Genomic DNA, 16,689 nt, shown 5'->3' with positions numbered 1-16,689 from the left:
TTCATTCGTCCATCTCCTTTGATCGACGGACTCTACCAAAATCTGGAGGAGGTTCAGGGGCTCAGGTCAATTTTCCCGTGCATTGAGCAGATGAGCGGCAAGCTGCTTGCCGCCCGCGCGCTGGTTAGCCTTCAGGATCATTGATTGCTCTGTTCAATCAATCCAAGCGCCGCGATAAGGTGATGGCGCATGTTGGCGACATGGGCGCAGGCCGCGTCGATTTTTGCATAGGTGACGTCATCGAGAAGGATCGCACCGCACCGGGCTTCATAAGCCAGCGTGCGCAGACTGGTCGCCATCTCCGACTGGCCGAGCAAACCCAGAACGCGGGCCAGCGCTTGCTGATCTTTCACCGGAGATGGGTTGCGCACCTTGCGCAATGTGGCCGTTTTGCCGAACAGGCGTTCGCGCATATAGGCGCTGAGTGTCATGCCTGCCGCCGCATGTTGAAGTCTGTTCAGTTCCTCCTCGCTCAGGCGGAGCGTGATGCGGGGTGCGGATTTTTTGCGACCGTTACCAACGACACTCCGGAATTCCGACTTCGCGGCGGCCGCTGTCGCATTTGCTTCCGAGCCACTCATAGCGACGGCCCTTTGCGGATCGGCGCATGGGGTTGTTTCAAGTCGTCTGGAAGCCTGTTTTCTTCGGCGCTGAGAACGTGATTCCAGCGTTCCAATTCCTCGAAAAGCGCGTTCGAAGCTTCTCCCTCCATGCGCGCCATTTCACATTTTCCCGTAGAATTTCGAAAAAATTCAAACGGAACAGAGACTTGCGGGGTTCGAAACCCCTCATTTCGCTGGTACGCCAATCGGTCCGAAAACGCCAGTTTGAGCACGGTTCTCTTGTCCGCCAGACGTTCAGAAGTCCAGAGATTCCAAGGGTTTGACAGGAAACCCATGGCGAGTTCGAACATTTCCTCAAAGGTGCGTTTCGGCCCTGTGCCTTTTTTCAGTTTTTCGCTCAAAACGAGCTTTTCCTTTTCCAGCTTCGCCAGCCGTTGCTCATAGGCTTTGACGGCGGTCGCGCTCTCGGAATCGACGATGCGATCGACAAGCTGTTCAATCTGGCGGTCGGCTTTGACGATGTCGCGGCCAATTGCTTTCTGGCGTTCTTCTGCCTGCCCCAGGCGAATGTTCCATGCCTGCTTGAACATGGCCCTGGCCATCTTGAAGACCGACTCGGTGGGGCCGAGTTTGCGCAGCAGTTTTTCGAAGTCCGTTTCGAGCCGGTCGCGCGGAATGGATTTGCGATGGCTTTCGCATTCCCGATTGTAGCAGAGATAATAGGGGTGACGTTTGCCGGTCTTGCTCTTCGACCAGCAGGCCGTGAGAGGTTTGTGGCAGTCACCACATAATACGAAACCGCGAAGCGGAAAGTCGGCATTGATGTCCTTGCGCGCGGGCACGCGTGCGCCGCCCGTCAGACGGTCTTGTATCTTTTGATGCGTTTCGAGACTGATCAGTCCGACGTGCCGCGCTTCGCGGAGCGGAATGTCCCAGTTGGGTACTTCAAGATATCCGGCGTAGACCGAGCGGACGAGGATGTGCTTGACCCGCTGATTACGAATTTGCCCGTTCGGCAGGTCCTTCGGAAACTCCGGCTGGCTTTCGAGGAAACGTTTCACCTCGGCCTGTGTGTCGAACCTGCCCGACGCATAGCCTTCCAATGCTTCCTGAATGATGGAGGCGTTCGGTTCGTCGCGCACCAGCAGTTTGCCGTGTCCGGATTGCTTTTCGTATCGGTATCCGATTGGCGGTTGGAACACCCAATAGCCGTTAAAGCATCTTGCCTTCATACGGTTGAGGGTTTGTTCGGCGTTCTTGCGCGCCTGATATTGCGCAGCCGAAGCCTGTATATATTCGTTGAACTCGCTGTCGGCATCGTCCTTGAACTCCATTGACGGGCATTCGAGAATTCCGCCTGCCTGGCGTATCTCCTCGCGCAGTTCGAAGTGGACGGGCACCTTGCGCGCAAAGCGCGACAGTTCATCGATAATGACCACGTGCGGATCGTTGCGGTTGTTGCGCAGGAAGGTCAGCAGCGCGTTGACGCCGGGGCGGTCGATCCTCTGTCCGGTCAGATCGTCGGTGAAGACCTGCTCGATCGAATAGGCGCGGCTTTCCGCCTACTGGCGGCACCGCGTTTCCTGCGATCCGAGACCGTCGCCACGGCGCACCTGCGCCTTGGACGATACGCGGCAATAAATCACCGCCTTGGTGACACCGTGTCGGGGGCCGTATTCATAGTTCATGGCTGGACTGCCTTTCCGGACTTCTCCTTTTTGTCTCTTGAATGATCGAATTTTTGCGACAACGCCGAACCGGAGTTCGTCGGCAATGCGCCAACATCATCTCCATGTTCAGCTTCATCGAGAACAGTCTGAACGGAGTCGATTCCAAAGCCAAGATCGACAAAGGCGAGGATGATGTTCCAGAGCGTCTCGATGAATTCCTGCTTCTGCTCCGCGCTCAGTTCAGCGTCGTCCAGATACTCCTGGTACAGCGCGACATCGAGCGTGAGCGTCGGGCGAGCGGGCCAACGCGGCTCGTCAGGGATCGCTTTGTCTTCTTTGGCTTTGTGGTCTGTCATCATCCGTTCCCGCCCTGTTATCGGCTTGGCGCGCGCTGGCGCGTTCTCGTGCGGTTTTGCCGCCGCGCTTGCGGCGTCTGTTCGCGTTGGGATTTCTCCGCTTCGACCTGCGGACGGTAGAACTGTTCATCCAGTTCCTTGCCCCACTCATGGAGCTGCGACCCTTCGGCTGCATTGAACTCTTCCGACATGATCCGCCTTGCGGCCACATCGGTTACGCCCAATTCGCCTGCCAGCGTCTGCGCCTGGCTCGCGCAGGCACGATGGAATGTCAGCTTGTTTCCCTGTGACCTGCTCCCCTGAAACCTCCCCACTCTGAGGTTAGTCTGTTCCTCGACGGAGGAGACGGACGATGAAGCGCAGCAGGTTCAGCGAAGAGCAGATCATTGGCATTCTGAAGGAGCACCAGGCCGGGCTGAGCGCGGCGGAGCTCTGCCGCAAGCACGGCGTGAGCGAGCCGACGTTCTACAAGTGGCGCTCGAAGTATGGCGGCATGGAAGTATCGGACGCGAAGCGGCTGAAGGCCCTCGAAGAGGAGAACGCCAAGCTGAAGAAGCTCCTGGCGGAGTCGATGCTGGACGTATCGACGCTGCGCGAGATGCTTGGAAAAAACTTCTGAGGCCCGGTTCGAGGAGATCTGCCGTGAATTGGGCCATCACCGAGAAGGGCTATTCCCAGAGGCGCGCCTGTGCGCTCGTCGGGATCGATCCACGTGTCTACCGGTATCGCTCGACGCGGGGCGACGACGGGGCACTGCGACGACGCCTGCGCGAGCTGTCGTCGGAACGGCGGCGGTTCGGATACCGCCGCCTCCACATCCTGCTCCGCCGCGAAGGCTGGGAGGTGAATTGGAAGAAGCTGTATCGCATCTACCGCGAAGAGCGGCTCACGGTGCGCAGGCGCGGCGGCCGGAAGCGTGCGCTCGGGACGCGGGCACCGATGGCGATCCCGCAGGGCCCGAACCAGCGCTGGAGCCTCGACTTCATGTCCGACGCGTTGTCCTGCGGGCGGCGGTTCCGGGTGCTGTGCGTGATCGACGACTTCAGCCGGGAGTGCCTGGCCACGGTCGTCGATACCTCGATCTCTGGCGTCAGGGTGGCTCGCGAACTGGACCGGATTGCCGAGATCCGTGGATACCCCTGCATGGTGGTCAGCGACAACGGAACCGAACTGACGTCGAACGCCATCCTGAAGTGGCAGGAGGAGCGCCGTGTGGAGTGGCACTACATCGCCCCGGGCAAGCCCATGCAGAACGGCTTCGTGGAGAGCTTCAACGGGCGGCTCTGGGACGAGTGCCTGAATGAGCACCTCTTCGTCGGTCTGCGCCATGCCCGCCAATTGATTGCGGCATGGCGCGACGACTACAACCATCACCGCCCCCACACGAGCCTCGACGGGCTCACGCCGCGGGAATACTTCAACCGGTCAGAGAAGGACCAAAACCGGAACAGACTTAACTTCTAAGCGAGGACAATCCGGGGAGCAGGTCAAACGCCATCTTGGAATGGCAACAAGCTCGAGATGTCGAGCGGCACTGTGTAGCGCCGGGCAAACCCACTCTCAGCGATTGCCAGTAATCGACTTAACAGATGGCATTGGATTGTCGACGCGCCGAAAGCGCTGAAGCCCCTGCCATCCGTCAGGCTGATCTCACGTCAGGCCACGGTTCTTCCATTGCCTTTTTCAGGAGCGTCGTAAAATCATCGACCGCGGTCTCGACAATCAGGCGTCCATCGGCCGGATCTGCCTCACTGGGCGTACCGACCACGCCGTTTGTGGTCGTACGCGGCATCGGATACTGAAAAACGTACCCCGGTGTAACGTCCGCAACATCGGCGATCTCCTGGGGGCGGACCATGTCCGGTGCGGCATGAAGAAGAACCGATGTCTCTGCCCTGTTGGCGTGAAAATCCTCGGCATCACGCCGATAAAGCTGTCCCAGCCTCTCGGAAATGTCCCACAGATCGAGATAGCGGAACCTGGCGTCGGGCAGGCGGTAACGCAGCGATAGAATTGCGCTGCCGATCGGGGGACCATTGGTTGCATGCCCCGAAAGCACCATGAACCGCCGAATTCCAGACAAATGCGCCCACAGAACGATGTCGCTCACAAGCGCCGTGAGCGTTGCGGGTTCCAGCGACAGTGTTCCGGCCCATTTCTCGGTATGACCGTGCGAACAACCGTAAGGTATTGCCGGCAAGACCAAGGCTCCGGCCCGTTCCGCCGCCCGGGCGGCAACCAACTCGGCCGAGAACGTATCGGTGCCTGTCGCCAGATGGTGGCCATGCTGTTCGGTCGCGCCGACGGGCAGCACAGCCAGATCGCGGCCGCCCGCTATCCGCCCGGCAATTTCGGCACTCGTCAATTTGTCCCATCGGGCCATGTGGCGCCTCTCTCTGTGTTGCTCCGTTCGACGGGAGCCGGAAGCAAATGATCAAGCGGTTTCAAACAACCGGTCGAGTTCAAATCTTGTGATGTTCGTCTTCTGCCACTCGCACCAATGCAGCCATTCAACATCGCGCGATTCCGCGAAATGCGTTACGAACTCATCGCCAAAATACTCGCGGCAGAAGCTGGACGCCCTGAACGCGACCGTCGCCTCGCACAGTGAATCTGGCAGACGTTCAAACGCACCCCGCTCGGTGGCATTGCCCAGCGCGGCGGGCGCGAGATCAAGTCGATTGACGATGCCATAATGCCCGCCCGCAAGCATGGCGGCGAGCGACAGGTAGGGATTTGCGTCTGCGCCGGGGACACGATGCTCGACCCGAACCGCTTCCGCAGACGGGTAGGTGATCACGCGAAGCGCGGCACTTCTGTTGTCATAGCCCCAAGAGGCGTTTTCCGGTGACCAGGCCTTGTGATCAAGTCGGCGATAGGAGTTCACGAATGGCCGAAACATGACGTTGCAATCGGACATCGTGCAGAGCATTCCGGCAAGATAGTGCCGTGCCTGCGGCGAAATATCCCCACTTGACGGCTCGCCAAAGATGTTGTCCGCGCCTCGCCAGAGGCTCTGATGCACATGCCCCCCACAGCCCGACTCATCCCCATGCCATTTCGCCATGAACGTGGACACCAGTCCGCGCTCGGCACAAAGTTCGCGAAAATAGGTCTTGGCCCGCACGGCATTGTCCGCGGCCCGGAGTGGGGTTTCCGGGGAAAGCGCAAACTCGACCGCCCCACGGCCTAGTTCAGTGTGAAAAACCTCCACACCAATCCCAATCGACCGCATCCGTCGAATGAACTCCACGCCGAGTTCTCGGGCTTCGTCCGCCTGGTTCAGGCGATAGGCATTGTGCATTCTTCCAAGAGCGGCCATGTCATGATACCGGCCATGCGCAATCAGTTCTCGATCGGCGTGCAGGACGAAGCACTCGAACTCGACCCCGAAACGCGGCTCCAGCCCGGTTTCATCGAACAGCCCCGCCACCCGTCGCAGCACATTGCGTGACGCCAGCGGAAACGGTTCGCCATCGCGGCGATTGACATCGTAAATGACGGCTGCCTGGTTGTTCCGCCATGGCAGCTTCGTAGCCGTCGTCATGTCCGGATGGCCCAGAACATCCGGAAAGCCATTGTCATAGGAACTGTGGACCGACGTCCAGACGCCATCGTCCGGAGTGAGTTGGTAGACAACCGTGCAAACCGCGCTCTTCGAGGTCGGCTTTACCTTTTCGACAGCGAGAAACTTTCCCCTGAGCGCGCCGTTCACATCAGGCAGTTCCATCTGAACCAGATCGACGCCGGCCTCGACAATTGCCGTCGTCGCATCGGGCGTCGCTTTGGTGCTCATTGCTAGATCTCCGTTTCGATTGAACGCGGCGGGCAAACGTCAACCGGTGGACCGGCGATGATCATTGGCCCGCGCACGGCCTCCCCGCGCGTCGGGCTTTGAAGCGCCGATCCGATGGTAGACTTCTTCCGGTACCAGGGAGGGATCCTTGTAGACGTACCAGGTGCATTTCGTTCCCGTTCGTGCCTCGGGCCAAGTTGGAGGATCAATGACGCGTGTCGGGTATCCGAACCGCCGTGTGGGCATGCGTTCGTTCAAGGCACAACAGTGGACACAGTAAAGGCAGATGCCCGTCTTGTTCCATGACCAGTCATGGGGTTTGGAGGTCACTCCGAAGCCGAAGGGCGGTTCAACCCTTGGACCCGTGCCGGTATCCGGATCATCGCGGAGCGTCCGCCCGCCCGAACCGCACGGGTTGAACCGAATGGCCCACCGATCCGCTTCTTCGACGACCTCCAGATCCCCCTTCCGGCCCGGCCCGGAAAGATGCCCGCGAAGTCCTTCAAGCGCGATTTGCATCAACAGATCGAAGGAACGCGCCCACGGGCTCACATCGGTGTCGTAACGGTCATATTGAGCGTACATCGGCGCCATGAGATAATCCCACAACGCTCCGATTTCGGCCTCGCCCATTCGCCGCGCGGCCGCGTCGACCCAGCCATATACGCCATCACACAACCGATCGTGGGTGTCGCGCCAACAGTTCCGGGCCCGCTCGAGGTTGGCGATCGCCGCCTCGCCCCGACCGGCACGGCAGTCCTCGATCGTCGATGTAATCAGTCGGTTGTACTGATCCCAGCCGGCAGCGCCATCAAAGGGTTGGCCATTTTCACATGCCAGCAACCGCCCGATCCGTTTTTCGTCCTCGGCCAGATCGTCAGCGGAAACACCGTCGTGGAGCATATAGTTCGGGATTTCGCCCGTCCACTGCGTGAACAGCTCGAATGCCTCCAGCGCTTCGCGAATGGTATATTGGGCCAGTTCGGCCGCATCGCCGAAACGACCGTCAGCTATCGCGCGTTCGGCCAGCGTATAGGTCGATGTCGCATGATCGGCGTAACTCCCGGCCCTGATCTCATATCCAGTGCCTTCATGCCATACGAGAGGTCCGGTACCAGCCTTCATGGGTTCGGCGCTTCACTTGAACCGGCATCGGACTGTTTGCCCTGTTGCCGGGACCCCCACCATTCCTCGATTTCCTGGGGGCCGACTATTCCCTCTGATCGGAAAGCCATTCCAAACACAATGACAGCACCGAGATAGAAGCCCGTGAGGCCGAACATCTGGGGCAGCTCAAAACCGGCGATATCAGGGCCGTTCTCCACAAAACGTGTCACCTCAAGGCCGAGCGCGACCACAATCGCGCCAACCACCGCGCCGGTCACGCTATGCATACCGCCAATGATCAACATGGCGAGCGTCAGAAACGTCAGTTCGAAGTAAAAGCTCTTCGGACTGATCGTTCCGACGAAAAGGGCGAAAAGGACCCCGGCGACCGAAAGAAAGAGCGCGCTCAGCATCCATGCGGCAAAGCGCAGCCGCTGCATGCGAACGCCCACGGCCGCTGCCGCGGCCGCGTCCTCGCTGGACGCGCGCAATTGGACACCCCAGCGCGAGTCCCTGAACATCCGTGCGATGAGCACACCGACCACGGCGATTGCCGTTGCGGTCGACAACGACGCTTTGATCGGTATGCCGTAAAAGGCGCGCGGTCCGCGCGTCAGATCCACCCAGTTGAGCAACACAACGTGGACGACCACCAGAAATGCCAAGGTTGCGATGGTTGCCGGGACTCCGGTCTGACGCACCATGACCAGGCCCACGAAAAACGCCACGATCAGCGTTATCGCGATGGCGCCGGGAACCGCAAAAAACAACGGGAGTTCGATGCCCGACAACCCGAATGGCGCGGTCGCCAACGCGGTTTTCTTGATGGCTATCGGCGTTGCCAGAACGGCGACCGCATAAGCCGCAATTCCCATAAAGCCGATATGGCCGAAGTGGGTGATATCGCAGTTGCCCATGAAGACCTGCAGGCCCAGGACGATGATTAGATTGACCATAAAGATGAACACAATCCGCTGATGGTATGGTTCAGCGAAAAGCAACGCGGAGAAGCCGATCAAGGCTATCAATAGACCAAGGGCAGCCGACCCGAGAAGAACAGAGCTCTTTACGGTCACGTTTTTTCTCCGAAATCTGGCCGCTCTCCAAGTATTCCCTGCGGGCGGAACAAAAGGAGCACCGCAATTGCGCTGAAAATGAAGGCATCGCGGAACCCTGCGACTGAAGACGGAAGGGTGGCTTGAAGCGTCACTTCCGCAATTCCGAGCGCAAATCCGCCGATGACCGCGCCGGGCAAGCTCCCGAAACCGCCCACGACAGCCGCTACGAACGCCTTTAGCACCGGCGTGAACCCCATAAACGGATCGACCGCACCGCGCCGGGCCATGATGAAGACCGCCGCCAATCCGGCAAGCAGTCCCGATATCGCGAATGCGGTCCTGACGACCCGATCTGCCCTTATTCCCATCAGACGGACCGTGCTGAAATCCTTAGCCGCCGCACGCATGGCGATTCCGATCGTTGTGTTGCGCATGAAGACGACCAGAAGCGTGATGGCGCCAATTGTGACACCGGCCTCGAGCAACTGAACGACCGGCATACGAAGCGAGCCGATGTTGACGTCAAGCATGAGCCACTCCGCCGTCGGCACCGCTTTCGGGCGCGTGCCGACAAATATCAACGCCGAGTTCTGGAGAATGATGCTGATCCCGAACGCCATCAGCATGCCTGTGGTCGGCGGCGCGGCGCGCACTGGCCGAAAGGCAACACGTTCCAGAAGGACAGCAAAAAAAATGGCCGCCAAGACGCCGACGGGCAGGATCAGGAGCGGGTCCTTCACGCCAAAAATCAGGACGGCCAAAAACATTGCATAGCCGCCGACCGTGATCAGCTCGCCATGAGCGAAATTCACCAGTCCCATGACACTGAAAACGATGGCGAGGCCGAGCGCCAGAAGTGCATATTCGCCACCGAGGCTAAGCGCGTTAAGCGCCTGCTGAAGAAAATAGTCCATGGCGGCTAGTGTCCTTCCAGTCCGAGATACAATTCCATGACACCGCCGGAATTGCTCAGTTCGTTCGCGGTGCCGGAGAAGACAATCGACCCGGTTGAAAGAACGTAGGCGCGATCCGCGATTTCGAGGACCTCGCTGGCGTTCTGCTCGACAATAAGCAACGTCAGCCCCCATTGCCGCAGCGTTACGAGAAACTCGAAAATCTGGTCCACGATTCGAGGGGCGAGACCAAGCGACGGCTCGTCAAGCATCAAGAGCTTGGGTCGTGACATCAGAGAGCGTGAGATCGCCAACATCTGTTGCTCGCCTCCCGAAAGGTAGCGAGCGGCGGAATTGAAACGCTTCCGAAGTATCGGGAACAGGTCGAGAAACTTCTCGGTGTCCTCGGCGATGCCGTCTTTGTCCGACCGAATTGCCGCGCCAAGGCGAAGGTTTTCGCCGACAGTTAGGTCGCCAAATATGCGGCGACCCTCGGGAGTAACCGACATGCCGCGTCGGATGAGGTCCTCAGTAGATGCCCTGCTCACTTCTTCATTGTCGAAAACGACCGTTCCGCGGTTCTTCGGCACCAACCCGACAAGCGATGACAACAAGCTGGATTTTCCCGCACCGTTCGGACCGAGAAGGGCGACGACATCGCCCCTCCCGACGTCGATACTGACATCCCGGACGGCCTTGATCGGACCGTAGTTAACCGAAATGTGCGAGGCTTCGAGCATCAAGGGGCGGCAATCCAGCTCGGCACGATGCTGTCGACCGGCACAAAGGCGCCGTCTTCGACCTGGATGATTACCATGCTCTTGAGGGGTACTCCGCCCTGGTCCTTGAAGGTGATGGAGTCGGCAACGATGCCCGTCATGCCCTCAATCTCCTTGATCGCCTCCTTGATCTCGGCGCCTTCGAATGACCCGGCGGCTTCCGCCGCGGTCTTGACAACCTCGACCGCTTCCCCGCCCAGGCCGAAGAAGATGTTCTGAACATCGTATCCCCGTTCCTTGCAGTCCTCGTAGAACTCCGCCAGCCTTGTGCCCTCGGAGGGGAATCCGTGGGTCGTGAAGCTGGCCAGCGACGCGCCGCTTCCGGCCACCTCAATAAAGGACGGGTCGTCGAAGCCATCGGTTCCATACACCGCCAACTCCGCTCCGGCCGATTTGAGCGTGCGCACCAAGACGCCGGCGTCGGGGACCAGAATGGCCGCAAAGATCATGTCGGGCTCACCCGACAAGTTCCGGATTTCGGTAACTTGCGGCGTATAGTCGGCAAGGCCGTGGTGGTAGTTCACCCGCCCCACGATCTCGCCGCCAAGACGCTCGAAAGCCTGTGCGAAGTATTCCGGAGTGACGGACGAATAGGCTCCCACATCGTGAGCAATCATCAGCACAGCATTGCGATGCCCCGAAGCGTAGGCATGCTCGGCCGCAGCGGCTGCCGCGGCGTTGTCACCGTAGGGCACCAGAAAACCGTTGTCGGGAGAGGCAACGGGAAAGGCCGGCTGGGTCGCGCCCACCGCCAATACCGGAACCCCCTGCGCCATGGCCATCTGCCCCATGGGAATGAGGCCGTCGTCGGTTGGCGGCCCCAAAAGCACGTCGGCTCCAAGGTCGAGCAGTTCCCGCGTCACATTTGAGGCAGCAACGGGGTCGCTTTTTGTGTCTCGGATGATCAGCTCGACGGCCTCGCCATTGATGCCACCAGCATCGTTTATCTGGTCAACGCGACAACTGACGCCATCGGGACTGTCATAGGGTGCAAGACCGCCGGTGACCGCTGCGGCATACCCGATGGTGAGCCCTTCCGCACTCGACGCCGTTGGCGCGACCAATGCCGAGCCCGCCAAGAGCGCAACTAGAAATCCACACGTTTTACAAGGCAGTTTTCCATTAGACATTTCGGTCTCCTCCGCTGAAATTAGTGGTCCTGGGTCGGCTGGTTTTTTGGGTGGCCGATATAGACCTCGATGACCTGAGGATCGTTGCGCACCTCTTCCGGCGTTCCCGACGCAATTATCTGTCCCGCATCCAGAACATAGATGCGGTTGCACAGCGTCATGATGAACCGGAGATCGTGGTCGATTACGAGCACGCCGCAGCCAAACGCTTTGCTCGACTGCCGCACCGCATCGATCAGTGCCGATGTCTCGCCGGCATTCATCCCCGCCGCGGGCTCGTCGAGAAGCAGGAAATCCGGCGCCAGCGCCAATGCACGCACAATTTCGAGCCGGCGCTGGCTTCCGTAGGGAAGCGACCCTGCGCGCCAATCGGCGAAAGCCGAAAGATCAAACTGGGCCAACAAGTCGTCAAGATCGATTGCGGCAGCTTCGCCCGGCTTGTCTCGCAGGGCCGACGTGTGGGCGACCTCGACATTCTGCCGAACCGTCAGACGCTTGAAGAGCCTGATGTTCTGGAAGGTCCGTCCCAAGCCCGACATCGCCCCGAACTGGGGCGTCGTGTTGCTGACGCGCAACCCGTTGATCACCACTTCACCCGAGTTGACAGGCATGAGTGCGGTGATCGCGTTGATGAGTGTGGACTTTCCGGCACCGTTCGGGCCGATCAACCCGACAATCTCGCCCTCATCGCACCTCAAAGACACGTCACGCAGCACCTCAAGGCCGGAAAAACTCTTGCAAACTCGCGAAACGATGAGCTTCTTCCCGCCAGATCGCGGACCAAGGCTTTCGCCATTTGAGGGCTCTGCGATTCGCACTGTTGCCAAACCTGCCTTGGGTCCAGAAGCCAAAGAATGCCGATGGCCTTGCTTTTGGTTCAGTTTTTAGACCTTTATGATATATGTCAACCGTGTTTTTGGATCAGCCCCGATTCCTAGAGCTTCGCAAGCAGCCCGCCATCGACTGGCAGGTCGATGCCCGTGATGAAGTTTGCCTCGTCCGACGAAAGAAAAAGCGCAGCGTTCGCAATGTCTTGCGGTGTTGCGATGCGTCCAAGAGGCGTTCGGCCCTCCATCATTCGGACCCGTCTTTCGTCAGCGTAGATATCGCCGGTCATGGGAGTCTGAACGGCCCCGGGGCACACGGTGTTCGACCGGATTCCATCCGCCGCAAACTGCATGGCAAGCGAACGGGACAGCGACACCAGCGCCGCTTTGGAAACCTGGTAAGCGTCCGATGGACCCCCTTCCAGAATGTTTTCCATGTTGCGGATGCCGACGACGCTCGCAACATGCACCATGGATCCGCCGCCGGACACTTTGAGAAGAGGAATGGCGGCACGGATGACGCGAATGACACCGCGCAGATTCACGTCCAGGGTGCGATTGAGCACATCGTCGTTGGAGACGCTAATGGATCCGTCCCGCTCGAACAGGCAAATTCCAGCGCAGTTGACGACGATGTCGAGCCTTCCATGCTGACGGCCGACCTGTTCGACCACATCGCGAACGTCGCGATCGTCCGTGATATCGCACTGCCGGAAGTTCAGCGCTCCTTCGAATTCGCCCGGCTTGGGTCGCTTGATGTCCACGGCCTCAACGCACGCCCCCTCAAGCGCAAGGGCGCTTGCGACCGCGAGACCTATTCCACCTGCCGAGCCGGTGACGAACGCCACCTTTCCGTCAAAACGAGCCATGGTTTCTTCCTTTTCAATGTCGGGATCGGCTTCTTCAGATCGGCCGACGTTCGATTGAGACCGGCACAGTTGGTCCGCCCTTACAGACAGAAAGAGGATGCAAAGACATGAGACTGGCAGGCAGGAGAGCCATTATCACCGGCGGTGGCGCCGGAATCGGTGCAGCCATCACCCAACGCCTTGCCGATGAAGGCTGTGCGGTTGCCATCGCCGATCGCGACGTGGCCAACGCTCAATCGATCGCCGACAAAATTCTGGCCAGCGAAGGCAAAGCGGTTGTTGTCGAGACCGACATGGCGGATCCGGCCTCGGTCGGAAGCCTGATAGAACGAGTGGAGGATGCGTTTGGTGGCATCGATATCCTCGTTAACAATGCAGGCATCGTTCACCCTCAGGATGGCTCGATCGACGATACGTCGCAGACGGCTTGGGACTCGACGCTCGACATCAATTTGAAGGGCGTCTTCCTTGCGTGTCAGGCCGCGGTGCCGGCCTTGGAAGCCAGCGGTGGCGCGATTGTCAACGTGGCGTCGATTGTCGGGCTCCTCGGCTCCTACCCAAGCCAAATTGCCTATACCGCCAGCAAGGGCGGGGTGATTTCGATAACCCGCGAGATGGGCGTCGCACTTGCCCGCCGAAACATTCGGGTCAACGCCGTCGCTCCGGGTCTGACAGCAACCGCCATGTCGGAGCAGTTGGTGGACGACACCGCTGCCTGGGAACTTCGTCGCCTGCACATACCGATGGGCCGAATGGCAACACCGGGCGACGTCGCAGCCGCAGTGGCGTTTCTGGCGTCCGACGATGCGCGCTATATCACCGCACATGTGCTTCCCGTGGATGGCGGAATGGTCAACGCCTACCTCACTCCGCCAGACTGATCAGGCGGACATATAGTTCTTATTGGTATGAAACATATACCAATAGCTGTTTAATCGCAACAGATGGTGGGGCTCCGCGCGGTGCACTGAACGCTTCGCGCTGACATCTTCGATAGCTGGCCGGCGCAAACAATGATTGGCTAGACCTTTGCCAGATTTTTGCGATATCAGATCGGCATCATCATGTCGAAATCAATCGGGGAATAGACTTGCAAGACAATTCGGCGGTCGACCAATTAAACGCACGCGCTCGGACAATTGAATCGGTGCATGCTGCTGCGGCATATGAAGTTGCCGCCGACAACATTCGGCGTGCTATCGCGCTCGGCCGGTTTTTGCCCGGCGACAAGTTGCCGCCCGAGCGAGAACTTTCCGNGCCTGGTCGTCATGCGCCCTCCCAGCCTCGGTTCAGCGGAGATGGGCGCCTACCTGCGGACGCAACTCCGGCTGATCTACGAAATTCTCGACTTCCGAACCGCCAACGAATGTTTTGCCGCACGGCTCGCTTGCGGGCGGCGCACGCAATCACATCTCGACTGTCTGGCGGAACTGTTGGGTACGATGTCAGGGCTTTGTGCCCAAAAGGCCAAACGGGAGGATGTATCAAACATTTCCCAGTTCCTCGCCGCCGACGCGGAATTTCACCTCACCATTGCGCATGCTGCGGGCAACAAGCTTATCGGCAAGGCGGTCGGCGATGCGCATGCCGCGATGTTCATGCCGATTGGACGTGTGTTCAAACGCCTTGAAGATCGAGCCAACGCCCATCACGAAACCATCTACGCTGCCATTCGGGACCAGGACGCCGACAGGGCTGAAAAGGAAATGAGCCTTCATATCGCAGCGACGAGAAAGAGCCTTCGAAACCTGCTGCCACCGAACGCCGAATTATCTAACGACTAAAAGCGCTGGGGCAGTGTCAAAACCGAGCCGGCTTCACCGCAACGGGGTTCGTTCTGGCGCTTGGCCAAGAAGGCCGCCGAGTTCGGTCGCCATCCGGACGAGCGCCTGGTCGGCTTCCGGCAACAAGCCGCGCAACGAGACGAAACCGTGGATCATGTCTGGATATGTCAGATGCGTAACGCGGTTTCCCGCGTCTGTCAGTCGCGCGGCATAGGTGTCGCCCTCATCGCGCAGCGGATCAAATCCCGCAGTCAGTACAACAGCATCCGGAAGATTGGCGAGCGTCTCGGCACGAAGGGGTGATGCAAGAGGATCGTGCCCATCTCCATCGGGCCCAAGGTAGCTCGAGATGTAGAACGGCATGCTGTCGAGGAGAAAACCGTTCGAATAAAGGCGCTTGGAGTCTGGTTCGCCGACGAGATCGGTGACCGGATAGATGAGAAGCTGCGCCTTGATCGAAGGCCCTCCGCGATCACGCGCTGCAAGGCAGACAGCGGCTGCCAGATTGCCTCCCGCGCTGTCGCCGCCCACGGCGATGCGAGTGGGATCGATGCCGAAATCCCCGACGTGTTTCACGATTGCCTCCAATGCCGCATACGCATCGTCAAGCGCTGCGGGAAACCGGTGTTCAGGCGCCAGACGGTAGGCAATCGAGATGACCATGACTGCCGCATTCTTTGCCAATACCCGGCAAATGCTGTCATGGGTTTCGATATCGCCGCGAATGAAGCCTCCGCCGTGAAAATAGACAAGGCACGGCAGCGCATCTCCCAGAAGATCGTCGGGAACATAAACCCGCGCTGCAAGAACGCCCTTGTCGGTCGTAAGCTGCACGTCGCGGAGAACCGCCATCTCGGGCGCCGGCGCGTCGAGTTCCCTCATGTCGGCCTTCCATTCCGCGCGCGCTTCGTCCGGATCTTGCGCCTCGACGGGGACCGCATCGGGGTTTGGCGCAGTTGCGAGAATTTCCCTCAGCTTCGGGTGCAGTTCAGTCATCATTTGTCTCGGTGCCAAGCTTCATGTGTCGAAATGGATCGTTCCGGATCAGCGCGCAGCGACGCCGCCATCGACCATGAGGGTCGTGCCGGTGATGTAGGACGCTTTCTCCGAGACCAGGAATTCGACCGCATCGGCGATCTCCTCGCATGTCCCGAAGCGATCCAGCGGAATCTCCTGCCTAAGGCGGGCAACGACTTCGTCTTCGGTCCCGCCCCAGCCAATCGCGCGCATGGACGGGCTCAGCGGAAGCGCCAAAATGAAACCCGGAGCGATCGCATTGACCCGGACTGCGTTATGCGCCAGTTCGCAAGCAAGGTAGCGGGTCAAAGCCTCCAGCGCGGATTTGCTGGCGCCATACATCGATGCGCCCGGAAGACGTCCCAGTGAAGCGGTAATGCTGCTGATGTTGACGATCGACGCGCCTTTGCCCGCAAAGTGAGGAACAGCGGCGCGGCAGACACGAGCCGAGCCCGCGACATTGATCTCCCACACAGCGCTCATTGCCGCGTCTTCCATCTTCTCGATCGGTGTATGCCGGACGACACCGTGGCAGTTGACGACCACGTCCAGTCTTCCCTGGCCGATCTCCACGGCGGTCGCCACGCACCGATCCACACTTGCGGCGTCTTGCACGTCAAGATGATGAAGCAAGACTTCCGTGCCGCCGGTTTCGCCGACCTGGCCGTTCTTGTCGGCATCGATGGCAAGGTCGGCTGCGATGACCGTGTAGCCCATCGCTGCGAGCCGTCCATTGATCGCACTACCAATGCCTCCCGCTCCGCCGGTTACGAGGGCTGTCTTGGCCGGTGTCATTGTGTGAACTCCCTCAGCGTCTTTCGCCGGACAGGTTGGGATACG

General features: G+C 59.6%; 19 protein-coding genes and 1 pseudogene. 4 read left to right on the top strand and 16 right to left on the bottom strand.

What is annotated here, in order from left to right:
* Nucleotides 1–137: 137 nt before the first annotated feature.
* The 5 genes and pseudogenes from DEM25_RS10050 to DEM25_RS17790 all read right to left on the bottom strand — a co-directional run bounded on the left by DEM25_RS10050 (nt 138) and on the right by DEM25_RS17790 (nt 2,780).
* Nucleotides 138–581, bottom strand: coding sequence for a plasmid mobilization protein (locus DEM25_RS10050; protein ID WP_109769295.1), 444 nt, complete (start codon nt 579–581; stop codon nt 138–140).
* Nucleotides 578–1,795 (bottom strand): recombinase zinc beta ribbon domain-containing protein, encoded by a 1,218-nt coding sequence (locus tag DEM25_RS10045; protein WP_342633474.1) that lies wholly within the window; start codon nt 1,793–1,795, stop codon nt 578–580. Before DEM25_RS10045 ends, DEM25_RS10050 begins: the two co-directional genes overlap by 4 nt.
* Nucleotides 1,784–2,107 (bottom strand): annotated as a pseudogene (locus DEM25_RS18550) (recombinase family protein); the annotation flags it as partial. The pseudogene DEM25_RS18550 and the gene DEM25_RS10045, both read right to left, overlap by 12 nt.
* Before the next feature lie 140 nt (nt 2,108–2,247).
* Nucleotides 2,248–2,589: a hypothetical protein gene (locus DEM25_RS10040; RefSeq protein ID WP_147393305.1), complete on the bottom strand. Its 342-nt coding sequence runs from the start codon at nt 2,587–2,589 to the stop codon at nt 2,248–2,250.
* A gap of 17 nt (nt 2,590–2,606) precedes the next feature.
* The gene (locus DEM25_RS17790; protein WP_158585238.1) at nt 2,607–2,780 is read right to left on the bottom strand and encodes a hypothetical protein; all 174 of its coding nucleotides are present in this window, start codon (nt 2,778–2,780) and stop codon (nt 2,607–2,609) included.
* A gap of 161 nt (nt 2,781–2,941) precedes the next feature.
* Between DEM25_RS17790 and tnpA the strand changes: the two genes are divergently transcribed.
* Together tnpA and DEM25_RS10035 are read left to right on the top strand one after the other, a co-directional pair.
* Complete coding sequence (gene tnpA / locus DEM25_RS18190; protein WP_245412854.1) at nt 2,942–3,208, top strand: IS66 family insertion sequence element accessory protein TnpA; 267 nt, start codon at nt 2,942–2,944, stop codon at nt 3,206–3,208.
* Nucleotides 3,091–4,053, top strand: coding sequence for an IS3 family transposase (locus DEM25_RS10035; protein ID WP_245412857.1), 963 nt, complete (start codon nt 3,091–3,093; stop codon nt 4,051–4,053). The genes tnpA and DEM25_RS10035 overlap by 118 nt, the downstream gene beginning before the upstream one ends.
* Nucleotides 4,054–4,228: 175 nt before the next feature.
* Here DEM25_RS10035 and DEM25_RS10030 read toward each other — a convergent pair whose 3' ends face one another.
* The 9 genes from DEM25_RS10030 to DEM25_RS09990 form a co-directional block, all read right to left on the bottom strand.
* Nucleotides 4,229–4,972, bottom strand: a complete 744-nt coding sequence (locus DEM25_RS10030; protein WP_109769291.1) for a creatininase family protein — start codon at nt 4,970–4,972, stop codon at nt 4,229–4,231.
* Between the two features lie 51 nt (nt 4,973–5,023).
* Nucleotides 5,024–6,385 (bottom strand): glutamine synthetase family protein, encoded by a 1,362-nt coding sequence (locus DEM25_RS10025; RefSeq protein ID WP_109769290.1) that lies wholly within the window; start codon nt 6,383–6,385, stop codon nt 5,024–5,026.
* A gap of 39 nt (nt 6,386–6,424) precedes the next feature.
* Nucleotides 6,425–7,510 (bottom strand): hypothetical protein, encoded by a 1,086-nt coding sequence (locus DEM25_RS10020; RefSeq protein WP_109769289.1) that lies wholly within the window; start codon nt 7,508–7,510, stop codon nt 6,425–6,427.
* Entirely contained in the window at nt 7,507–8,568 is a 1,062-nt protein-coding gene (locus tag DEM25_RS10015) for a branched-chain amino acid ABC transporter permease (protein ID WP_109769288.1), read from the bottom strand. Before DEM25_RS10015 ends, DEM25_RS10020 begins: the two co-directional genes overlap by 4 nt.
* Nucleotides 8,565–9,464 carry a branched-chain amino acid ABC transporter permease gene (locus DEM25_RS10010; RefSeq protein WP_109769287.1) on the bottom strand — a complete coding sequence of 300 codons (900 nt, stop codon included), beginning with the start codon at nt 9,462–9,464 and terminating at the stop codon, nt 8,565–8,567. Before DEM25_RS10010 ends, DEM25_RS10015 begins: the two co-directional genes overlap by 4 nt.
* 5 nt (nt 9,465–9,469) lie before the next feature.
* Nucleotides 9,470–10,183 (bottom strand): ABC transporter ATP-binding protein, encoded by a 714-nt coding sequence (locus DEM25_RS10005; RefSeq protein ID WP_109769286.1) that lies wholly within the window; start codon nt 10,181–10,183, stop codon nt 9,470–9,472.
* Nucleotides 10,183–11,352, bottom strand: a complete 1,170-nt coding sequence (locus DEM25_RS10000; RefSeq protein WP_109769285.1) for an ABC transporter substrate-binding protein — start codon at nt 11,350–11,352, stop codon at nt 10,183–10,185. The genes DEM25_RS10005 and DEM25_RS10000 overlap by 1 nt, the downstream gene beginning before the upstream one ends.
* Nucleotides 11,353–11,372: 20 nt before the next feature.
* Nucleotides 11,373–12,056, bottom strand: coding sequence for an ABC transporter ATP-binding protein (locus tag DEM25_RS09995; protein ID WP_281004536.1), 684 nt, complete (start codon nt 12,054–12,056; stop codon nt 11,373–11,375).
* A 230-nt stretch (nt 12,057–12,286) separates the two neighbouring features.
* The gene (locus DEM25_RS09990; protein ID WP_109769284.1) at nt 12,287–13,048 is read right to left on the bottom strand and encodes an SDR family NAD(P)-dependent oxidoreductase; all 762 of its coding nucleotides are present in this window, start codon (nt 13,046–13,048) and stop codon (nt 12,287–12,289) included.
* 107 nt (nt 13,049–13,155) lie between these two features.
* Here DEM25_RS09990 and DEM25_RS09985 point away from each other — a divergent pair, with 107 nt between their 5' ends.
* Together DEM25_RS09985 and DEM25_RS09975 are read left to right on the top strand one after the other, a co-directional pair.
* Nucleotides 13,156–13,929 carry an SDR family NAD(P)-dependent oxidoreductase gene (locus DEM25_RS09985; RefSeq protein ID WP_109769283.1) on the top strand — a complete coding sequence of 258 codons (774 nt, stop codon included), beginning with the start codon at nt 13,156–13,158 and terminating at the stop codon, nt 13,927–13,929.
* A 270-nt stretch (nt 13,930–14,199) separates the two neighbouring features.
* Entirely contained in the window at nt 14,200–14,832 is a 633-nt protein-coding gene (locus DEM25_RS09975; RefSeq protein WP_120222709.1) for a FadR/GntR family transcriptional regulator, read from the top strand.
* A gap of 33 nt (nt 14,833–14,865) precedes the next feature.
* On the opposite strand, the gene DEM25_RS09970 is transcribed toward DEM25_RS09975, so the two are convergent.
* Both DEM25_RS09970 and DEM25_RS09965 read right to left on the bottom strand, forming a co-directional pair.
* Nucleotides 14,866–15,828, bottom strand: coding sequence for an alpha/beta hydrolase (locus DEM25_RS09970; protein WP_158585237.1), 963 nt, complete (start codon nt 15,826–15,828; stop codon nt 14,866–14,868).
* Between the two features lie 48 nt (nt 15,829–15,876).
* A complete protein-coding gene (locus tag DEM25_RS09965) occupies nt 15,877–16,644 on the bottom strand; it encodes an SDR family NAD(P)-dependent oxidoreductase (protein WP_109769280.1) in 768 nt (255 codons plus the stop codon).
* Nucleotides 16,645–16,689: the final 45 nt, after the last annotated feature.

The sequence above is a fragment of the Oceaniradius stylonematis genome (genome assembly GCF_003149475.2).
GTDB lineage: Bacteria > Pseudomonadota > Alphaproteobacteria > Rhizobiales > Rhizobiaceae > Roseitalea > Roseitalea stylonematis.
The sequence above is the reverse complement of the archived record's forward strand: the minus strand, read 5'-3'. Positions and strand labels throughout refer to the sequence as shown.

Excerpts from the sequence above, each read along its gene's own strand:
- DEM25_RS10050 (WP_109769295.1), bottom strand. The coding sequence starts at position 581 with ATGAGTGGCTCGGAAGCAAATGCGACAGCGGCCGCCGCGAAGTCGGAA.
- DEM25_RS10045 (WP_342633474.1), bottom strand. The coding sequence starts at position 1,795 with ATGAAGGCAAGATGCTTTAACGGCTATTGGGTGTTCCAACCGCCAATC.
- DEM25_RS10040 (WP_147393305.1), bottom strand. The coding sequence starts at position 2,589 with ATGACAGACCACAAAGCCAAAGAAGACAAAGCGATCCCTGACGAGCCG.
- DEM25_RS17790 (WP_158585238.1), bottom strand. The coding sequence starts at position 2,780 with ATGTCGGAAGAGTTCAATGCAGCCGAAGGGTCGCAGCTCCATGAGTGG.
- tnpA (WP_245412854.1), top strand. The coding sequence starts at position 2,942 with ATGAAGCGCAGCAGGTTCAGCGAAGAGCAGATCATTGGCATTCTGAAG.
- DEM25_RS10030 (WP_109769291.1), bottom strand. The coding sequence starts at position 4,972 with ATGGCCCGATGGGACAAATTGACGAGTGCCGAAATTGCCGGGCGGATA.
- DEM25_RS10025 (WP_109769290.1), bottom strand. The coding sequence starts at position 6,385 with ATGAGCACCAAAGCGACGCCCGATGCGACGACGGCAATTGTCGAGGCC.
- DEM25_RS10020 (WP_109769289.1), bottom strand. The coding sequence starts at position 7,510 with ATGAAGGCTGGTACCGGACCTCTCGTATGGCATGAAGGCACTGGATAT.
- DEM25_RS10010 (WP_109769287.1), bottom strand. The coding sequence starts at position 9,464 with ATGGACTATTTTCTTCAGCAGGCGCTTAACGCGCTTAGCCTCGGTGGC.
- DEM25_RS10005 (WP_109769286.1), bottom strand. The coding sequence starts at position 10,183 with ATGCTCGAAGCCTCGCACATTTCGGTTAACTACGGTCCGATCAAGGCC.
- DEM25_RS10000 (WP_109769285.1), bottom strand. The coding sequence starts at position 11,352 with ATGTCTAATGGAAAACTGCCTTGTAAAACGTGTGGATTTCTAGTTGCG.
- DEM25_RS09990 (WP_109769284.1), bottom strand. The coding sequence starts at position 13,048 with ATGGCTCGTTTTGACGGAAAGGTGGCGTTCGTCACCGGCTCGGCAGGT.
- DEM25_RS09985 (WP_109769283.1), top strand. The coding sequence starts at position 13,156 with ATGAGACTGGCAGGCAGGAGAGCCATTATCACCGGCGGTGGCGCCGGA.
- DEM25_RS09970 (WP_158585237.1), bottom strand. The coding sequence starts at position 15,828 with ATGACTGAACTGCACCCGAAGCTGAGGGAAATTCTCGCAACTGCGCCA.
- DEM25_RS09965 (WP_109769280.1), bottom strand. The coding sequence starts at position 16,644 with ATGACACCGGCCAAGACAGCCCTCGTAACCGGCGGAGCGGGAGGCATT.